Below are 17,683 nucleotides of genomic sequence, written 5' to 3'. Positions count from 1 at the left end.
AAAATCTAATTATATGGTGGGAAGTGCCAATTTTTAGGTGATAATGTGAATATTTCAGCACCATCTTTAGTTACTCCGAGCGTATGTTCAAATTGAGCAGAAAGTGAAAGATCGCGTGTTGTCACTGTCCAGTCATCGATTTTACTGAGCAGAGTCTCATGTTTTCCAGCATTAATCATTGGCTCTATTGTAAAAAACATACCTTCCTTCAAGATGAGATTTTCATCTTGATCATAGAAATGCACTACATTTGGTGGAGCATGAAAGACTTTTCCTATACCATGTCCGCAGTAGCTGCGTACGATAGAATATCCAAAATCTCTAATATATTTCTCTATAGCAAGCCCTATTTCATTTAACTTATTGCCGGGTTTAACTTGTTTAATTGCTTCCATCAATGCATGATAAGTAGCGTCACACAAACGTTTTGCTTTTATTGATGGCTTGCCAACCCAAAACATGCGACTTGTATCACCATGCCAACCATTTAAAATCACCGTGACATCAATATTTAAAATATCTCCATCTTTAAGCGTTTTATCATCGGGAACACCATGGCACACAACTGCATTTTTTGAAGTGCAAATCGATTTTGGATACCCCCTATAGTTTAGTGGTGCTGGAATTGCACCTGCATTAATTATAAAATCATGACATAGATCATTTAACTCATTAGTTGTCACCCCTACCTTTACGTACGGTGCAATGAAATCAAGAGTTTCAGCAGCAAGCCTGCCAGCCTTGCGCATAAATTCAAAATCTTCTTGTGAGTGTATAGTTATGTTCATATTTTCCATGTCTTATTGTAATTGGTACGCTTACTTGCAAGTACATAAATGTAATAACTTTACGTATTATGAAAATAAGCCCTATGGATCCTAGTGTCAAGTCATTTGTATGAAAGGTGGTCAAGCAAGAAGTCTATTTAATAATCTGAACTATACAACTACTATCTCAGGATAATCTGAAGGTTTTTTGTGATAGTAATCGATGCTATTAGAATTCACCTCAATGTAAGTATTGTAGATACGATTCTCAAAACCACCTCTCTCTTGTTTTTTAGAGATACGCTTTTCTTCAATTTGTTCTATAGATAGTCCACTTTCTTTGCCTAATGCATGTATGACATCAAGTAAATCAGCTAACTCTTCAAGGTTTTCATCTGAGGTTTTAGAGGCAATAACTTCCTTTACTTCTTCTAAAAGTTTATCTTTGAGACGTTCAATGTATTCATCTTTTTCCATCACCCTCTCATAAACAATAATTCCATGGGAACGTATAATTTCAGTTGTATGATCACGAACAAGTTTATTAATTTTGAAACAATGTTTTTTATTCATAATGTTTCCTTTGACAGATATAAGAATTTCATTCAGTAAAATTAAACTGTAACTTTTGATTTAACCCAATGGTACAACTTACTTATTTTACCATCTTGACCGAGCATTCCAGAGTTATTCTTATAAAAAGTTTCAACTATTAGCTTTATAGAACCTATAGCAGCAGAAAATACAGGATTTTTATCATATTCGCCATCAAGACCGCTACAAGACTCAGGGCACCCAATTCGAACTTGCTTATTGAATATATAGCCTGCAATTTCCTTCATGCTTGTGAGTTGACTAGTTCCACCTGTGATCACTACTTTATTAATTGGATCTTTCTGCTCTTGAAATTGCTCTCTTACCATTTCAAGTATTTCTTCAACTCTTGGTCTTATGATGTTAATAAGCTCAGATTTGAATACTTGAGTAGGTTCATCATTTTCACTATTTTGGACTGTAATATATTCGTTCTCATCTATTGAAGTTACGATAGTGCTACCATACAGTATTTTTATATACTCTGCACGTTCTATGCTTGTGCATAGCCCGTAAGCAATATCTCGAGTGATATGAACGCCACCAATTGGAACGCTGCTTGCATACACAAGTTTCCCTCTTTTGAAAATTCCAATTGCAGTGCACCCACCGCCTATATCAACAATAGCAGTCCCGAGCTCTTTTTCATCTTCACTCAGACAGGCAAGACCTGCAGAATATGCAGAAGCAATACAACCTGCCATATTTAATCCACCATTATTGGTAATACAGTTTTCAATATTGGTAAGCGCTGGACGCGAAGCAGTGACAACATTAACATCAGCAGATAGTCTTTTTCCGTACAATCCACCAACTTCTTTTATGTCAGTCATGTCATCTAAGTGATATTTCAGTGGTATATTGTGAATGATAACATTTTCTTCAATATATTTCTCAAACGTCTGAAAAACTACACGTTTTATATCCCGGTCAGAAATTTCATGATTAGCTGCAATAATTTCATTATGTACATTAAAAGATGAGATGCCACATCCAGCAATGTTCACATATATCTGGTCTATAGTTTCCTCTGACACTTGCTCAGCTAAACCTATAGTTGATGAGATGGAGTAATTTGCGTGTTTTACATTAGTTATCGACCCACCATTTACACCTTCTGCAATCTTATAGCCCGTTCCTGTCACTTTATAGCTGAAGTTGCCATTTATTTTAACGATTAGACAAATAATCTTTGTTGTACCTATGTCTAAAACAGCAAAAACGTTTCTCTTTGGTTTTGCTATTACTGCAGAGTACATTAGTTAACCTTATTACGCAATTTCATTTAAATTGTAGCTTTCTTTAATAATTTATATTTCTATTATAGATATAGCAACATTTTAATATACACTAAATTCTGGACAAAAGGAAAAGCAAAACATAGAATTATAATTTTTATGTCCATATTACCAATTGTAATTGCCCCTGATGAAAGACTAATCACACGTGCCAGTGAAGTAACAGATATAAACGATAAAATTAAAGAATTAGTAAACGACATGTTCGAAACTGTGTACGATGCAGAAGGTCTTGGCCTTGCTGCAGTGCAAGTTGGAGTGCTGAGGAGAGTTTTTGTTATGGACATTCAGCTCTCTCGAGCTGAAGACGAGCCAGTAGGGTATGAATCGACTGGCAAATTTTACATGATTAACCCTGAAATTACGGAATTATCCGATGAACAAGTAATTCTCAAAGAAGGGTGCCTTTCAATTCCAGAGCAAAGCTATGAAATTAAGCGTCCAAAATATTTGACTGTGAAATATAAGGATTTAAATAATGAGGAACAGACGCTAAAAGCTTGCGGCTGGCTCGCAAGGTGTATTCAGCATGAGCTAGATCACTTAAATGGCATATTATATATTAGACATTTATCTAAATTAAAGTATGATATGGCCATGAAAAAAGCACAAAAGGTTAAAAAGCATTATGAGCAATGAAGACCTAGAATTATTAAAATTTTACCATGAAGTGGGTGTTGATTGCACACTAACAGAGGGTGAAGAGGAAAAAAAGTTGGAGAGCAAAGAGGGTGTGCAACCCTCTGTTATCCAAACTGGGACCCAGAAGAAAGATGCAGATACGCGCTGGGGTGACACTAAAGATGGAAAAGACATATTTCCAAGTGATTGGATAATTGAAGCAAGGAAACTTGCAAGTAAATGTAGTAGTGTGGATGAACTAAGAAGTGCAGTTGAATCATTTGAAGGTTGTGAGATAAAAAAAACTGCAACTAATACTGTTTTTTCCGATGGTAATCCAAACGCAAAAATTATGCTCGTTGGTGAAGCTCCAGGAGCAAATGAAGACCTTCAAGGCATACCATTTTGTGGTGCAAGTGGAATATTGCTCGATAAAATGTTAAATGCAATCAATCTTGATCGCACTAAGGTATACATAAGCAATACCGTATTTTGGCGCCCACCTGGCAATAGAAAGCCAACCGACCTAGAGCTTGATATGTGCAGACCATTTGTTGAGAAGCATGTTGCACTGGTTTCACCGCAAATTCTAATTTTGGTCGGGGGAATTGCGTGTTATAGCCTTCTTGACAGCACAAAAACTATATCGAATTTGCGTGGTAGATTTCATACGTACACTAACCAATATTTATCTCACTCAATCACTACAGCTGCTATATTTCACCCAGCTTACCTACTGCGTCAGCCAATGCAAAAACGTTTAGCCTGGGAGGATTTAAAGAAGATTAGGGAGTATCTTAATAATACCAATAACTGTACGAATACTTAACACCACTGGTGTCAAGAAGTAGCCCGCAGAAACGAAAAAACTTACTTGACAAGTTTCGTCAGCCCCCTTATCATGAAACTGAAGCTATTTCATTTAACTTCGCAATCTGTGCAGATTAAAACGACAAGAAAACTTGTATTTGTCGTACTATGCTTAATTTTTTGCACGATGACACTCTCGCATATAAACTCACTACTTTCATTTGTTTCTTTCTCTCTATTTTCTTTTTTTCTCTTTATCAATCTCTCTATCAGTTGCCCGTATACATCCGATAAGCGTTTATCTGCTAACTCATCAGGCTCATATCGACAGGTAACAGTTAATGTTCTTTTTCTCATAGTTTCTCCTGTAAATGTTTTCATAGTTCAGGCACTCCTTTTTTCCATAAATCCATTTATCAGCTATTCTTGCGAAAAAGACGCAACTGTTAACCTTCGTTTTGTTTTACTTTTATGCACAATTTTGGAAACACATAGCGCTATCTTTCATCAATTAAGCTCTCTTCCAAATCATCAAGCTCCTCTTTTCCCTCTAATGATCTTCTTTTCCAAATGACACGTTCGAACTTTTCTTATAATAATTTTACTATACCACAAAACTAGCTATATTGGCCTACTTTTACCATATTTATATACGAACCAATTTGCTTAACTTCGTTGCAACAATTTCAACCTTCTATTTTCACAACCTTATTTTTACCAAACAAGCTCTCACAAAGATACGTACTTTTTTGCGGTTTTAGAAAAAGTAAATGAACAAATTTTTTGTGACGCTACAGAGTCTGGTATTTTCTACAAATTTTCACGTAATTTGTTAACAAAATTGACAATCACTGAAATACTGGCTAAAATATTTATATGATAATTTTAGTAAGGAGAAGAAATGGATTTTAATGAACATGTTAAGTACGGTGTCCTTTATTGTCATTGCGCCGTAAACGTAAGTGAACTAGTAAGCTTTTTACAAAATAGAACAGACGTTACAAAACTTAGTTTGCACAGAGCAGAAATTGGCAATGAAGTTGCAAAAGCTTTAGCTAATCTTACAAATCTTACTACACTTGATTTGAAATATAACAATATTGGCAATGAAGGTGCAAAAGCTTTAGCTAGTCTTACAAACCTTACTAAACTTGAATTATCTGATAACAATATTGGTGATGAAGGTGCAAAAGCTTTAGCTAGTCTTACAAACCTTACTACACTTGATTTGACATGTAACAATATTGGTGATGAAGGTGCAAAAGCTTTAGCTAGTCTTACGAATCTTACTAAACTTGATTTGAAATATAACAATATTGGTGATGAAGGTGCAAAAGCTTTAGCTAGTCTTACGAATCTTACTAAACTTGAATTATCTGATAACAACATTGGTGATGAAGGTGCAAAAGGGTTAGCTGAAGGTAATTTTACAAATCTTACTAAACTTGAATTATCTGATAACAATATTGGTGATGAAGGTGCAAAAGGGTTAGCTGAAGGTAATTTTACAAATCTTGAATGGCTTGGGTTAGGTAGTAACAAAATTGGTGATGAAGGTGCAAAAGGGTTAGCTGAAGGTAATTTTACAAATCTTGAATGGCTTGGGTTAGGTAGTAACAAAATTGGTGATGAAGGTGCAAAAGCTTTAGCTAGTCTTACGAATCTTACTAAACTTGATTTGAAATATAACAATATTGGTGATGAAGGTGCAAAAGCTTTAGCTAGTCTTATGAATCTTACTAAACTTGAATTATCTGATAACAACATTGGTGATGAAGGTGCAAATGAGTTAGCTAATCTTATACATTGCGGGATAGGTTTTAAAAGACACCCTAAATTACAAATAAAATCTAAAAACAACAACAAATACTATGTTTGTGGCGGTATAGCAATTGGTTTGTTTTTAGGTTTGAGCATAGCATATCTTGCAGGAGCTGCTACTTTAACTCCTGTTGGTGCTGTTGCGGTGTTTCTTGTAGCTGCAGTAATTGGTGCATTAGTAGGTTATGGTGTTGGAAAGTTTTGCGAGAGAGTTAGTGAGGAAAAGCAAGAAGATCCCGATATAGGTACGTGTGATGCTGTTAAGAGCGTCCTTTCTAGTGTATGGACTACTGGGCACAATAAATCGCCAGTGTATTCTTAAATCTTGATTCAAATTATCAGCATATGCACAAGCTTTAAGTAACCTAAAGTCCAATATGTTGGCCTATTTTCATCCTATTTAGACACATACTAGCAATGATAGTTTCGCGTTTTTAGAAAGAATTAAAGCAGTCAAACAAGCATGTAGTACCTAAAGATACATTTCTTTGAAGATTTATGTACTTTTTTTTTCAACACTTTCCCAAACTAATTCCCATTTCTAGTTGCTTTTTAAGATTAGGAATAACTTATGATTGGTTCTGATATTCTGAAGTAAAAAAAACTTGACATACGAAATAATGTTTGTATTTTTACCATATTGTTTTCATATATTGTACTTTTTAGACTAGGAGGTATATATGGGTTTTCTAGATAAGCCAGTTATTGAAGAAATAGCATCAACAGAAATACCTAGTATAAGTAGATTATTTGCTACTTTTATCCCTTCTGCTTTGTCGATCTTTTCTCTGTAGATTTGCCTTCTTTCGGACAAAAATTCTATTAGTATGTTCAGTTCATCTCTTGATTCCTGATTATCAATTCTTTTGAATTCTCTCGTTAAACTTAATAGCTCATTTTCCGCTTCCTCGTCTTCACCTTCATAGTAATCTTCTTCCGTTATTAGATCTTCAGCATCCACTGATAATATTTCTGCAACTTTACACGCCACCTCGCTTAAAAAGGTACTCTTCCCTTGTTCATAGTTATGTATTTGTGAACGTGCTACACCTAGCTCTTTTGCCAATTCCTCTTGAGTATATTCTCTTATTATCCTCCATTTCTTCATCTCTTGTCCTTCCTTGTAACGCTTACAGACAACTAGCTCTTTATTATTATATTCATTTGTTGATAAGCCTGTTGCTCGGTAGATAATATCAGCATCAAATTCTAACTTGAGCATATTTTTTGCCATTCTTATTCTTGCTGCTTTTACATCACTTTCCTCTTGAGCTCGAATAAATTTGGTTAATGGATTAATTGCCTTGCGCGGTTCTCTCCCCTTTGTTTTCATGTATTTTCCCATGAAATCGTACGTCTCTTGCGCCTTATCTTTATCAAAACAACTGTCTTCTCTTGGTGGAGGAAGTAGATTACTAATAGGAACTGACAATGCCTTTGCTATACGTTTTAACTTTTCAGTTGGAATGCCACATTTTCCTTTTACATACCTTAGCAGCGTATAGTATTCTATACCTGTTTTATTTGCTAAATCTTTTTGGGTATATTTTCGCTTTAATATCCAGCTTCTTATATTTTGTGCTATTTTGTACCTTATGGAGATAGTAGTACGTTTTGCCATGCCGCTAACAGAAATAAACTACACATTATTACACAGGTTAGCATAAATTTACTATGAAAGGACCTCTAAGGTGCGTAGTAGTATTCTAAAGCCACCTATGGGAGACATTTTTTTCATCAACGCATTCAAAACTTAAAAAAATAAACTAAAAATAAAGAAGTTGAATATTTTTTCAGAATTGTGTATAATTATTAATGCTTTTTAGGTTAGTTCGTTATGGCTCTTTCGAAGTTTCTCGATCCAAAGAATGATGGTGTGCTGCAGCAACAAACAGGGTAATGTTTGTGAGAAGCTTTATTGAAGATGAAGGAAGGTCCTTCGAAATCGGTTTTCAGGAGCAGGTTTCAAACCACCTTAAGTGGCTCTATTTAAGAGATAGGGTCATAAGCGTTAAGGAAAAATCAGCGTAAGAGCTGGAAGGTGTGGATCAGAAAGGCGAACGTAAGTGAACCACTGATGAACGTGTCGAAAAGGGAAGTGAACATCGAAAGGAGGAGTGAGTTGTTCTCCTCTTAAAAGCGTACAAGGAACCTGATTACTGTGTAGGCGGTGTTCGGCATAAAGGTGGCGTGAGTCTGATCTGGGCTTTAATAAGGAACTGCAGGAACCAGTCGATTTGATGCAAAGCGAGACAAGCAAGAGGCAAATCCTCAAGCTTTAGAGTAGCGATACAAATCACTGGGGCGGATCAACTCGTAGTAGTGAAGAAGTGGTTGTAATGACCATGGAGCGAAGGGGTTGAACTAGTCGACTTTAGTAAATCATTCAACTTGAAGGAGGATGAAAATGATTGAACGAACAAAGCCTTTTGATATACCGAAATCTCTAGTGTTTATGGCTTATAAAAGAGTTAAAGAAAACAGAGGAGGAGCAGGTATTGATGATCTAACAATTGAAAAGTTTGATCAAGACTTAAGCAAGAACCTTTACAGGCTATGGAATAGGCTATCATCTGGTAGTTATTTTCCACCTGCAGTTAAGGCTTGTGATATAACCAAGGCAGATGGAGGGACAAGGACACTTGGAATACCAACTGTCTCGGATCGTATAGCACAGGAAGTTGTAAGAAGTGTTTTAGAACCAGAACTTGAGAAGGTATTTGATGAGGATTCATATGTTTATAGGCCAAATAAATCAGCATTAGATGCCATAGGACAAACCAGGAAGCGATGCTTCGACCAAAATTGGTTAATAGAGTTTGACATCAAGGGAATGTATGATAACATAGACCACAATCTACTGATGAAAGCAGTCAGAAAGCACACTACAAACAAATGGGTTCTCTTATACATACAAAGATGGCTAAGTGCAGATATACAACTTGAAGATGGAACAAAGATAAAGCGTCTCAGCGGAGTGCCGCAGGGAGGTGTAGTTAGTCCTATCTTAAGTAACCTATTCATGCACTACAGCTTTGATGTGTGGATGAGAAGAAAATATCCAAGTGTAAAGTGGGCAAGATATGCTGATGATGGTGTTATACATTGTGTAAGCAAGATCCAAGCACAACTAATTTTAAGTCAACTTGAGCAGAGACTGAAGACTTGCAAGCTGGAAATAAAACATACAAAGACCAAAATCATCTACTGTCAAGATGGAAAACGAAAGGATAGTCATGAGAATGTGTCATTTACATTCCTAGGATATGAATTTCGCAAAAGGCTTGTAAGAAATAGAAAAGATGGTAGTCTATTTGTAAGTTTTACTCCAACCGTAAGTAAAGAAAGTCTGAGAAAGATGAAGAAAGAAATTAGAGGCTGGAAATCTGCTAGAAGAACAAACTTGGAAATAGAAGATATATCACGAATATGTAATCCAATTCTAAGGGGTTGGTTTAACTATTACGGGAAGTATCACATAACTGCGCTAGAGGACATAATAAGAATGTTTAATAGGAAACTCAGAAAGTGGTTTCAGACAAAGTACAAGAAGCTGAGTAGGCATAAAACCAAAGCAGCTAAGTTACTAGAAAGAATCGCAAAGAGTAGACTAAATCTTTTTGTGCACTGGAAATTAAGTATAGGGTTAGGGCAATGACTAGTGGGAGCTTTATGAGACGCGAGTGTGCGCCGTGGTACGCATTAAGAAATACTTAGCAGAGCTAAGCGGGGTTCAGAATAAATGGCCTCGAGGTGAACAACTAACTTTAACCCGAAAGGGAAGGAGGACAAGAGCATGTATGTAAAGCGAGAGTTATCTGAAGATGTGTAAGATAACGGCTTGCAACACCTGATCAATATGGTTAAAGCTAAACTGCTTGAATTCTAATCTTCAGGGGTGGGACTTCACATCCATGGGTATCGCATTTAAAACCCCATGTCTACGGTAAGCACAGATTAAACTTTCGTTTGTGTGACATTCTGGCTGTAGAACGATAAGTAGTGAACTTATTTAAGAGGATGAATGGAAAACCTAAGTTGATCTAGAACAGTTCTTAGTGACGGAACATGGGATGACCTAAGGAACGCGAGTTCTATGGTTACGGAGTCATCGTAGTAGTCGTGAAAGTAACGAATCACCGGGGAGCGTGGGAAAGCCACATACAGGGCAAAGGGTGACAGATAATTGAATGTTGAAATTGGGAGGTACGCAAGATGCGGAAAGCTGAAACAATACTTAACATTATACGTGAACGTGGACAAAGAAATTTGCCGGTTAAAAACGTATATCGCCTACTTTATCAGCGTGATCTTTACCTTCGAGCGTATGGCAAACTTTGTCGTAATAAAGGTGCTATGACAGAAGGTGTGACAACTGAAACAGTTGATGGTATGTCTTTGGAGAAAATCGATAAAATCATAGAGGATTTACGCTATGAGCGATATCGGTGGACACCAGTAAAACGTATCTATATTTTAAAGAAGAGTGGTAAACGCAGGCCGTTAGGATTGCCAACATGGTCAAATAAGTTACTTCAAGAAGTAATCCGATTAATATTGGAAGCCTACTATGAGCCTAAATTTAGTGAATGTTCACATGGATTTCGACCAAAGCGTGGATGCCACACTGCATTAAGAGCAGTAATGCAAAAAGGCAGAGGTACAAAATGGTTTATAGAGGGAGATCTCAGTGCATGTTATGACTCAATTGATCATACTATGTTGTTGAAAATACTGAGTGAAAGCTTCCAAGATAACCGTTTTATTCAGCTAATCAATCGACTGCTAAAAGCAGGATATATGGAAAATTGGAAGTACAATAAGAGTCATAGTGGGGTACCACAAGGTTCTATTATTGGTCCAATTTTGAGTAACATATTACTCGATCGGTTAGATAAACATGTGGAACATATACTAATACCATCAAATAACCGAGGTAAGCGAAGAAAGACAAATCCAAAATATTTAAGGTTAACCATGCAAGTATCGATGATGAGAAAACAAGGGAACTGGGATCAAGCAAAACAACTGCGTCAATTAGTGCAGGGTATGCCATCTAAGGATTCTTGTGATCTAAATTATCGACGTCTTTGGTATGTTAGGTATGCTGATGATATTCTGGTAGGGTTTGCAGGACCAAAAAATGAAGCTGAACAAATTAAAAATGAGATTGCTAAATTCCTCAATGAGGAGCTCAAACTTATGCTTAATGAAGATAAAACGCTTATTACACACGCGTGTGATAGCAAAGCCAATTTTTTAGGTTATAAAATACACGTCTTGCATGCAGATGATAAACATGATCATCGGACACAACGATGTATTAATGGTAGTATTGGGTTACGTGTACCACATCATATAAAGCAGAAAAAGTGTTCTGAATATATGCGTTGTGGAAAGCCTATACATTTACCTCAACGTACACTTGATACAGCTTACAGTATTGTTGCTCAGTATCAAACTGAATATCGAGGAATTGTACAATATTACAAAATGGCCTACAACCTTCACACACTAAGTTATTTGAAGTATGTGATGGAAGTATCATTAGTAAAGACTTTAGCATCTAAATACAAAACAACTTGCAGGAAAATTTATAGAAAATTTGGTGCAATGATTGAAAACGACGAAGGTGAAAAACGAAAAGTCATCCAAGTCAGAGTAGATCGTTTACCATCAAAGATACCATTAATTACACACTTTGGTGCTGTGTCACTAAAATGGAATAAATGGGTAAGTATAAGTGATAACCTTATACCAATATGGAATAAGCGTAGTGAAATAGAGCAAAGACTATTGGCACAAACTTGTGAATTATGTAAATCACAAGAGCAGATTGAAGTACATCACGTACGTAAACTTGCTGATTTGCTAGGTAAACGTAATACTGAGCTACCGAAATGGAAAAAGAGAATGATTGAACGACAGAGGAAGACTCTTGTTGTTTGTCATGAATGCCATAAGAAAATCCAATATGGAAAATATGATGGTGACTCCTTAAAACGTTAGATTATTGGAGAGCCACGTGATACGGAAACGATCATGCGTGGTTCGGAGAGGGGTTGTTGGAAAAGTACTTAACAAGTAACTCGCTGGCTGCCCACTCTACTTCATGCACAGTTCTGTGAGAGGCTGGCGGGGAAGGTCCGCTGGTCTACTCTCCCTATAGAAACTCTCATCGCTGCCTTTTTGTTAACAGTGGTATTAGACTTCAAGTTACTGCAAAAAATGTTTTAAAACATAATTGACTTTATCTAGTTAATACTCCAAATTATAAAAAACAGATAGTTCTATGATGACAAGTCTATTACAAGGCAAAAAGGGGTTAATAACTGGAATAACAAATAAGAGATCGATAGCATGCGGTATAGCAAAAGCTCTCTCAGAGCACGGGGCAGAACTTGCAATCACCTACCAGAATGAAATAATAAAAGAAAAACTATCACCAATAGCAGATGAATTAAATGTGGAGCTAATATTACACTGTGACGTTTCAAATGAAAAAATCATAGATAACGCTTTTGAAATAATAGAGAAAAAATGGGGTACTCTTGACTTTTTGGTGCATGCAATAGCATTCTCCGATAAAAATGAGTTAGATGGTAAATATGTCAATACTTCACTGAATAACTTCCTCAATGCAATGCATATATCGTGCTATTCTTTCACTGCTTTAGCGCAAAGAGCTGAAAAAATGATGTCAGGTGGTGGTAGTTTACTTACTTTATCTTATTATGGCGCTGAAAAAGTTATGCCAAATTATAACGTTATGGGTTTATGTAAAGCAGCACTTGAAGCAAGTGTAAAATATATAGCATGTGATCTCGGGCCACAAAATATCAGAGTAAATGCAATTTCCGCTGGTCCAATCAGAACTTTAGCATCTTCTGGAATAAGCGATTTTCACTTCATATCAGAATGGAATAGAAATAATTCTCCGCTTAGACGCAATGTTACAATAGAGGATGTTGGCAAGGCAGCGTTATACTTATTAAGCGACTTAAGTAGTGGCACTACTGGAGAAATTTTGCACGTCGATTCAGGATATAACGTTGTGGGAATGAAGGTGGTTGACTAACAAAGCACTAGTTCCTTCGGGTTCATACACAACTCTATCAGGAGTTTTGTGACTGTGATTGCAGAAAACATCGAACATAAAATTCCTATTGATAAAGTGACAGAAAAGCCTCTAATTGCTCCGCTGCCAATAATGAACATTATTCCTGCAGCAATGAGTGTTGTGATATTTGAATCCAGTATTGTCTTTATAGCGTTTTTAAACCCTTCTTCAATAGCACGTTCCACTCTCTTGCCAGATTTGATTTCCTCGCGAATTCGCTCAAATATTAAAACATTTGCATCCACCGCCATACCGACAGTGAGTGCAATACCTGCAATTCCAGGTAAAGTTAGAGTTGCTTCAAGCAGAGTGAGAATTGATAATATAAGAATTACATTAGAAAAAAGCGCAACAGAAGCTAATATACCTAATTTGCCGTAAGTGATAATTATAAATAAAGCCACGGCTATAATAGAGATTGTTGCTGCCATTTCCCCTGCCTTTATTGATTCTTCTCCAAGGCTTGGGCCAATGTTTTTTTCTTCAATTATTTTAAGTGGTGCTGGCAGTGCTCCAGATTTTAAAAGTATTGCAAGTTCGCTTGCTTGTTTTTCAGTGAAATTACCGCTAATTTCTCCCTCTCCATTTAAAATTGGCTCACGTATTGTAGGTACTGTTAAGACTGTGTTATCCAGAACAATTGCAAAAGGTTTTCCCACATTTTCTTTAGTGATTTTCGCGAATCTTTTACTCGCTATGCTGTCAAATTTAAAATGCACTGTTGGTTTACCTAAGTGACCAAATCTAACTGATGCGTTAACCAGCGAATCGCCACCTATTTCAGTTTTGCGGAATATTGGATAAGAATTACCTAAAGAATCCTTGAGCATGACAGTAGTTTCGTGATCTATATCCTGCACCTTGGCTATGTTAGTGTTTGCCAAATGAAAAGCTAGCTTAGCAGTTTTGCCAAGCAGAGATTTTATCTGCTCGGTGTCTTCTACTCCAGGCACCTGCACTAATATTTTATTCTGCCCTTGTTTTTGAACGCTGACTTCCTTTGTGCCAAGTTTGTCCAAACGGCGCTGGACATTGTTTATTGATTCTGCAGCTACTTCACTGATCAAAGAATTTTTATAATGGGGTTTATACGAAATGAGAATTGAAGAATCTTTTCTATTTAGCTCTAAATTTGGATTTATCGCATTAATCAACACAGATGCTTTTTTATAATCATCAATATTATTTAAAGTTACAATTACTTGTTCGCTATTTTGTACGTTAGATTCAATATTTTTTGTTAGCAATGTCTCTTTTATCTCACCTGCTAGCATGCCTAGCTTTTCCTTAAAATAGAAGTCTAAGTCTATGTTTAGAAGCAAAGATGCCCCTCCTTTCAGGTCAAGGCCTAAGTTTATTCTTTTTTTCGAAATAAAAAGCTTATTATCAAAGAAATTTGGCAGTGTTATGTATAAAGCAAATAAACAGATGCATAATACTGAAAAAGATTTGACTATAAGCCTGTTGTACATAAGTTGTAGGTTTAAAATTGCAGTGTAAGTTAAAAATAGATTTTTGTAAAATTCTCTATTGCCCAAATAACCTATCCAAGTAGCTATAGAAACAAAAAAACTTCCTTGACAAACTCCGCCAGCCCCCTTATCATGGTACTGAAGGTATTCAGTTATCTTCATCTGTGCAGATTAAACAGCAAGAAAACAACGTAGTTGGCGTCTTATTTTTAATTTTTTGCACTATGTGCACCTTATGTCTTCACAACATTTCTAGGTTTTTACCTATATAAGCTGAAACGCGCTTATAAGTCGTTTAAGACAGTATAGTACGCCAATTTGCAGGATTAGAGAGTGAACACTAATTACCACGGGGTTTCTTTTGCCTTTTTTTCTGCTTAGTAAATTTCTTAAACATTTTAGTTAAGGTTAGTTGCACTTAAAAGCAGCTAAATTGCAGTGTTTAAGACTTAAAAAACGCCAATACTGAAAGTAGACAATGACTAGGGCTTCTTTTGCCTTTTTTTTCGTTTGGTAAATTTCTTAAATATTTATGGCTAAACGACAACCGTCATCCCGCTGCTTGTTAGCGGGATCTAGAGATACCGCGAATGAATCGCGGTATGACGGTTCGCGGCGGCATGATGATAAGCTCGTCATCCCGCTACGTGTTAGCGGCTAAGAGATACCGCGGCGGTATGACGGTGTAGATAGTAATTCGTCATCCCGCTACGTGTTAGCGGGATCTCTTGTTAGCGGCTGAGATACCGCGAATGAATCGCGGTATGACGGTTCGCGGTGGCATGACGATAAGCCTCGTCATCCCGCTACGTGTTAGCGGCTAAGAGATACCGCAGCGGTATGACGGTGTAGATAGTAATTCGTCATCCCGCTACGTGTTAGCGGGATCTCTTGTTAGCGGCTGAGATACCGCGAATGAATCGCGGTATGACGGTTAAGTAGGGTGTCATTCCAGTCTGGGATCCAGTCTTTATTATGCAGCCACTTGGTTAAAATTAAGTTTTCTGGATCCCAGTGTCTGGGCACTGGGATGACAAGAAAGAGGCTACTTGGATGACACCCTGACAATCGTCATCCCGCTGCTTGTTAGCGGGATCTATGTGAGATACCGCGGCGGTATGACGTAGGACTGCTGTCATGCAAGTACTAGAATCCAGTAAGCTTATTTATGCATATAAAAGGTTATTATTTTGTAAAGGCAAAGTTGCTTTTGGTTTTAAGTTAAAGTACAATAAATGCAAAGGCTCATATGATGAATTAAACTCGATCCAAGTAGTCAGCTACTCGGATGACATCAGAGAGATGGTAACCGAAGTTCATGCGATACACGCTACCAAAGTGTTTAAATAATTAATTAGGTTAAGGTTTGGTATTCAAACAGTCATACATATGCTAGTCAAAATAGGTACCAGAGGAAGCAAGCTTGCAGTTGCCCAGGCTTTGGAAGCAAAACAAAAGTTGCTGGACTCTTTTCCTAACTTATCTATTGAAATTGTTAAGATAAAAACTTCTGGAGATAAGTATGCAAACGCAAATCTTGCTGAAATAGGAGGTAAAGGATTATTCATTAAAGAAATTGAGGCTGAATTGCTCGAAAATAATATAGATATGGCAGTTCATTCGCTAAAGGATGTGCCTGCGTTTTTCTCAGGGGGTTTAACAATTCCTTGTGTTTTAGAAAGGCTAAGTCCATGCGATGCGTTTATTTCTCATAAACACAATAGCCTTGAGTCTTTGCCACAGCAGGCTACTATTGCCACTTCTTCAATAAGAAGAAAAGTTCAGTTGTTAAATGTTAGACCAGATCTAAATATAATATCGCTACGTGGAAATGTAACAACTAGATTGCAAAATCAAAGTTTTGATGGAATAATTCTAGCTGAAGCAGGACTCATAAGATTAGAAAAGAATCACTTAATTACAGAGGTATTGCCACCAAAAGTTATGTTAAGTGCAGTGGGACAGGGAGCGATTTGTATTCAATGTAGAAGGAATGATGTAAAAATTATCGATCTTGTAGAGAAAATTAATAATAATATGTCTTTTATAAGAGTGAAATCAGAGCGCAGTTTTATGAAGACAGTGAATGGTTCATGTTTTACACCACTTGCAGCTTTTGCTGAATATGTGAACGAAAATATGCTACACCTTTGTTGTATGTTAGCAAGTGGAAAAAATATATACTTCACTGAGCGCACTTCATTTATAGAAGATGCGGAGAAAATGGGTATGGATGCAGGACTAGAGTTGAAATCAAAATGCTTATAAGCTTACCTAAAGTACGTGGAATCTATCGTTATGACATCTTAATGTCTAAAGCGACGTGGTTAAACGTCGGTGGACGAGCTGATGTGTTATTTAAACCATGTGATATTGAAGATTTAACATACTTGATTAAAAATACTGAACTGCCAGTTAGCGTTATTGGTGCAACATCCAACATAATAGTACGAGATAGTGGCATTCGAGGAATAACAATAAAATTAGGTAAGGAGTTTGCATATATTAAAAGTAAGGGTAACAACTCCATTGTTGCAGGTGGTGCTGCGCTGCTCAGGAACCTTGCTTACTTTGCAGGAGAGCAACAAATTAGTGGACTCGAGTTTCTAGTTGGAATTCCAGGAACAGTTGGTGGCGGAATAGAAATGAATGCAGGTGCGTATGGTAGTGACATCGCAAGCGTTGTACAATCCATAAAAGCAGTGAACCTAGAGGATGGAAACCTATATGAGTTCTCCAGCAAAGAAATGGGATATTTTTATCGTGGACATAGCTTAAAAGGAAATTGGATTTTTGTTGAAGCTGAGTTTAAAGGAGTAAACTCAGAGCATGAGCTTATATTGCAAAGGTTAAAAGAAATTGTTGAGAAAAAAAATAAAAGCCAGCCAATAAGAGGAAAAACTGCTGGGTGCATATTCAAAAATCCAAAAAACTACCGAGCATGGGAGTTAATTGATAAATCTGGCTGCCTAGGGTTAAATATTGGTGGAGCTAGAATCTCTAAGAAACATTGTAACTTCTTGCTCAATTACGATAATGCAACTGCATCTGACTTGGAAAACCTTGGCAACAGAGTAAAAGATGCAGTGAAGGATAAATTTAATGTTGAACTTGAGTGGGAAATAAGGGTTTTGGGTGGCTATTAAACAGTTTTTATAGCTGCTGTATATTCTAATCTTT

The 17,683-nt window shown here is 36.7% G+C and carries 15 protein-coding genes; 9 read left to right on the top strand and 6 right to left on the bottom strand.

Going from position 1 to position 17,683, the window contains the following annotated elements:
- Window positions 1-5: 5 nt before the first annotated feature.
- The 3 genes from map to ftsA all read right to left on the bottom strand — a co-directional run bounded on the left by map (window position 6) and on the right by ftsA (window position 2,620).
- Entirely contained in the window at window positions 6-788 is a 783-nt protein-coding gene (gene map, locus ACFZP3_RS08395; protein ID WP_253309684.1) for a type I methionyl aminopeptidase, read from the bottom strand.
- Window positions 789-938: 150 nt separating this feature from the next.
- Window positions 939-1,340 (bottom strand): MazG-like family protein, encoded by a 402-nt coding sequence (locus tag ACFZP3_RS08390; RefSeq protein WP_386086863.1) that lies wholly within the window; start codon window positions 1,338-1,340, stop codon window positions 939-941.
- Window positions 1,341-1,381: 41 nt separating this feature from the next.
- Window positions 1,382-2,620, bottom strand: coding sequence for a cell division protein FtsA (gene ftsA / locus ACFZP3_RS08385; protein WP_265016322.1), 1,239 nt, complete (start codon window positions 2,618-2,620; stop codon window positions 1,382-1,384).
- 138 nt (window positions 2,621-2,758) lie between these two features.
- On the opposite strand from ftsA, the gene def reads away from it, so the two are divergent.
- Window positions 2,759-3,298 carry a peptide deformylase gene (def, locus tag ACFZP3_RS08380; protein ID WP_253309681.1) on the top strand — a complete coding sequence of 180 codons (540 nt, stop codon included), beginning with the start codon at window positions 2,759-2,761 and terminating at the stop codon, window positions 3,296-3,298.
- Window positions 3,288-4,109, top strand: a complete 822-nt coding sequence (locus ACFZP3_RS08375) for a uracil-DNA glycosylase family protein (RefSeq protein ID WP_386086864.1) — start codon at window positions 3,288-3,290, stop codon at window positions 4,107-4,109. The genes def and ACFZP3_RS08375 overlap by 11 nt, the downstream gene beginning before the upstream one ends.
- Before the next feature lie 89 nt (window positions 4,110-4,198).
- On the opposite strand, the gene ACFZP3_RS08370 is transcribed toward ACFZP3_RS08375, so the two are convergent.
- Entirely contained in the window at window positions 4,199-4,471 is a 273-nt protein-coding gene (locus ACFZP3_RS08370) for a hypothetical protein (protein WP_264329155.1), read from the bottom strand.
- 520 nt (window positions 4,472-4,991) lie between these two features.
- On the opposite strand from ACFZP3_RS08370, the gene ACFZP3_RS08365 reads away from it, so the two are divergent.
- A complete protein-coding gene (locus tag ACFZP3_RS08365) occupies window positions 4,992-6,233 on the top strand; it encodes a leucine-rich repeat domain-containing protein (protein ID WP_386086865.1) in 1,242 nt (413 codons plus the stop codon).
- Between the two features lie 345 nt (window positions 6,234-6,578).
- Here ACFZP3_RS08365 and ACFZP3_RS08360 read toward each other — a convergent pair whose 3' ends face one another.
- On the bottom strand, window positions 6,579-7,532 hold the full coding sequence (locus ACFZP3_RS08360) for a helix-turn-helix domain-containing protein (RefSeq protein ID WP_265016319.1): 954 nt from the start codon (window positions 7,530-7,532) through the stop codon (window positions 6,579-6,581).
- Window positions 7,533-8,318: 786 nt separating this feature from the next.
- On the opposite strand from ACFZP3_RS08360, the gene ltrA reads away from it, so the two are divergent.
- From ltrA to ACFZP3_RS08345, 3 genes are all read left to right on the top strand, one after another.
- Window positions 8,319-9,569 (top strand): group II intron reverse transcriptase/maturase, encoded by a 1,251-nt coding sequence (gene ltrA, locus ACFZP3_RS08355; RefSeq protein WP_386086866.1) that lies wholly within the window; start codon window positions 8,319-8,321, stop codon window positions 9,567-9,569.
- 557 nt (window positions 9,570-10,126) lie between these two features.
- On the top strand, window positions 10,127-11,920 hold the full coding sequence (locus tag ACFZP3_RS08350) for a reverse transcriptase/maturase family protein (protein WP_386086651.1): 1,794 nt from the start codon (window positions 10,127-10,129) through the stop codon (window positions 11,918-11,920).
- A gap of 283 nt (window positions 11,921-12,203) precedes the next feature.
- A complete protein-coding gene (locus tag ACFZP3_RS08345) occupies window positions 12,204-12,989 on the top strand; it encodes an enoyl-ACP reductase (protein WP_253309140.1) in 786 nt (261 codons plus the stop codon).
- On the opposite strand, the gene secD is transcribed toward ACFZP3_RS08345, so the two are convergent.
- Window positions 12,986-14,503 carry a protein translocase subunit SecD gene (gene secD, locus ACFZP3_RS08340; protein WP_265016790.1) on the bottom strand — a complete coding sequence of 506 codons (1,518 nt, stop codon included), beginning with the start codon at window positions 14,501-14,503 and terminating at the stop codon, window positions 12,986-12,988. The two genes, ACFZP3_RS08345 and secD, sit on opposite strands and share 4 nt — an antisense overlap.
- 1,137 nt (window positions 14,504-15,640) lie before the next feature.
- On the opposite strand from secD, the gene ACFZP3_RS08330 reads away from it, so the two are divergent.
- The 3 genes from ACFZP3_RS08330 to murB are packed head-to-tail and all read left to right on the top strand — an operon-like array spanning window position 15,641 to window position 17,649.
- Entirely contained in the window at window positions 15,641-15,853 is a 213-nt protein-coding gene (locus ACFZP3_RS08330) for a hypothetical protein (protein ID WP_253309142.1), read from the top strand.
- A 39-nt stretch (window positions 15,854-15,892) separates the two neighbouring features.
- Window positions 15,893-16,771 (top strand): hydroxymethylbilane synthase, encoded by an 879-nt coding sequence (gene hemC, locus ACFZP3_RS08325; RefSeq protein ID WP_386086867.1) that lies wholly within the window; start codon window positions 15,893-15,895, stop codon window positions 16,769-16,771.
- Window positions 16,762-17,649 carry a UDP-N-acetylmuramate dehydrogenase gene (murB, locus tag ACFZP3_RS08320; RefSeq protein ID WP_253309144.1) on the top strand — a complete coding sequence of 296 codons (888 nt, stop codon included), beginning with the start codon at window positions 16,762-16,764 and terminating at the stop codon, window positions 17,647-17,649. The genes hemC and murB overlap by 10 nt, the downstream gene beginning before the upstream one ends.
- The last annotated feature ends 34 nt before the right edge of the window (window positions 17,650-17,683 follow it).

Source organism: Wolbachia endosymbiont (group A) of Norellia spinipes, assembly GCF_964273535.1.
Note: the sequence above shows the minus strand (reverse complement) of the source record. Positions and strands in the feature narration are given on the sequence as shown.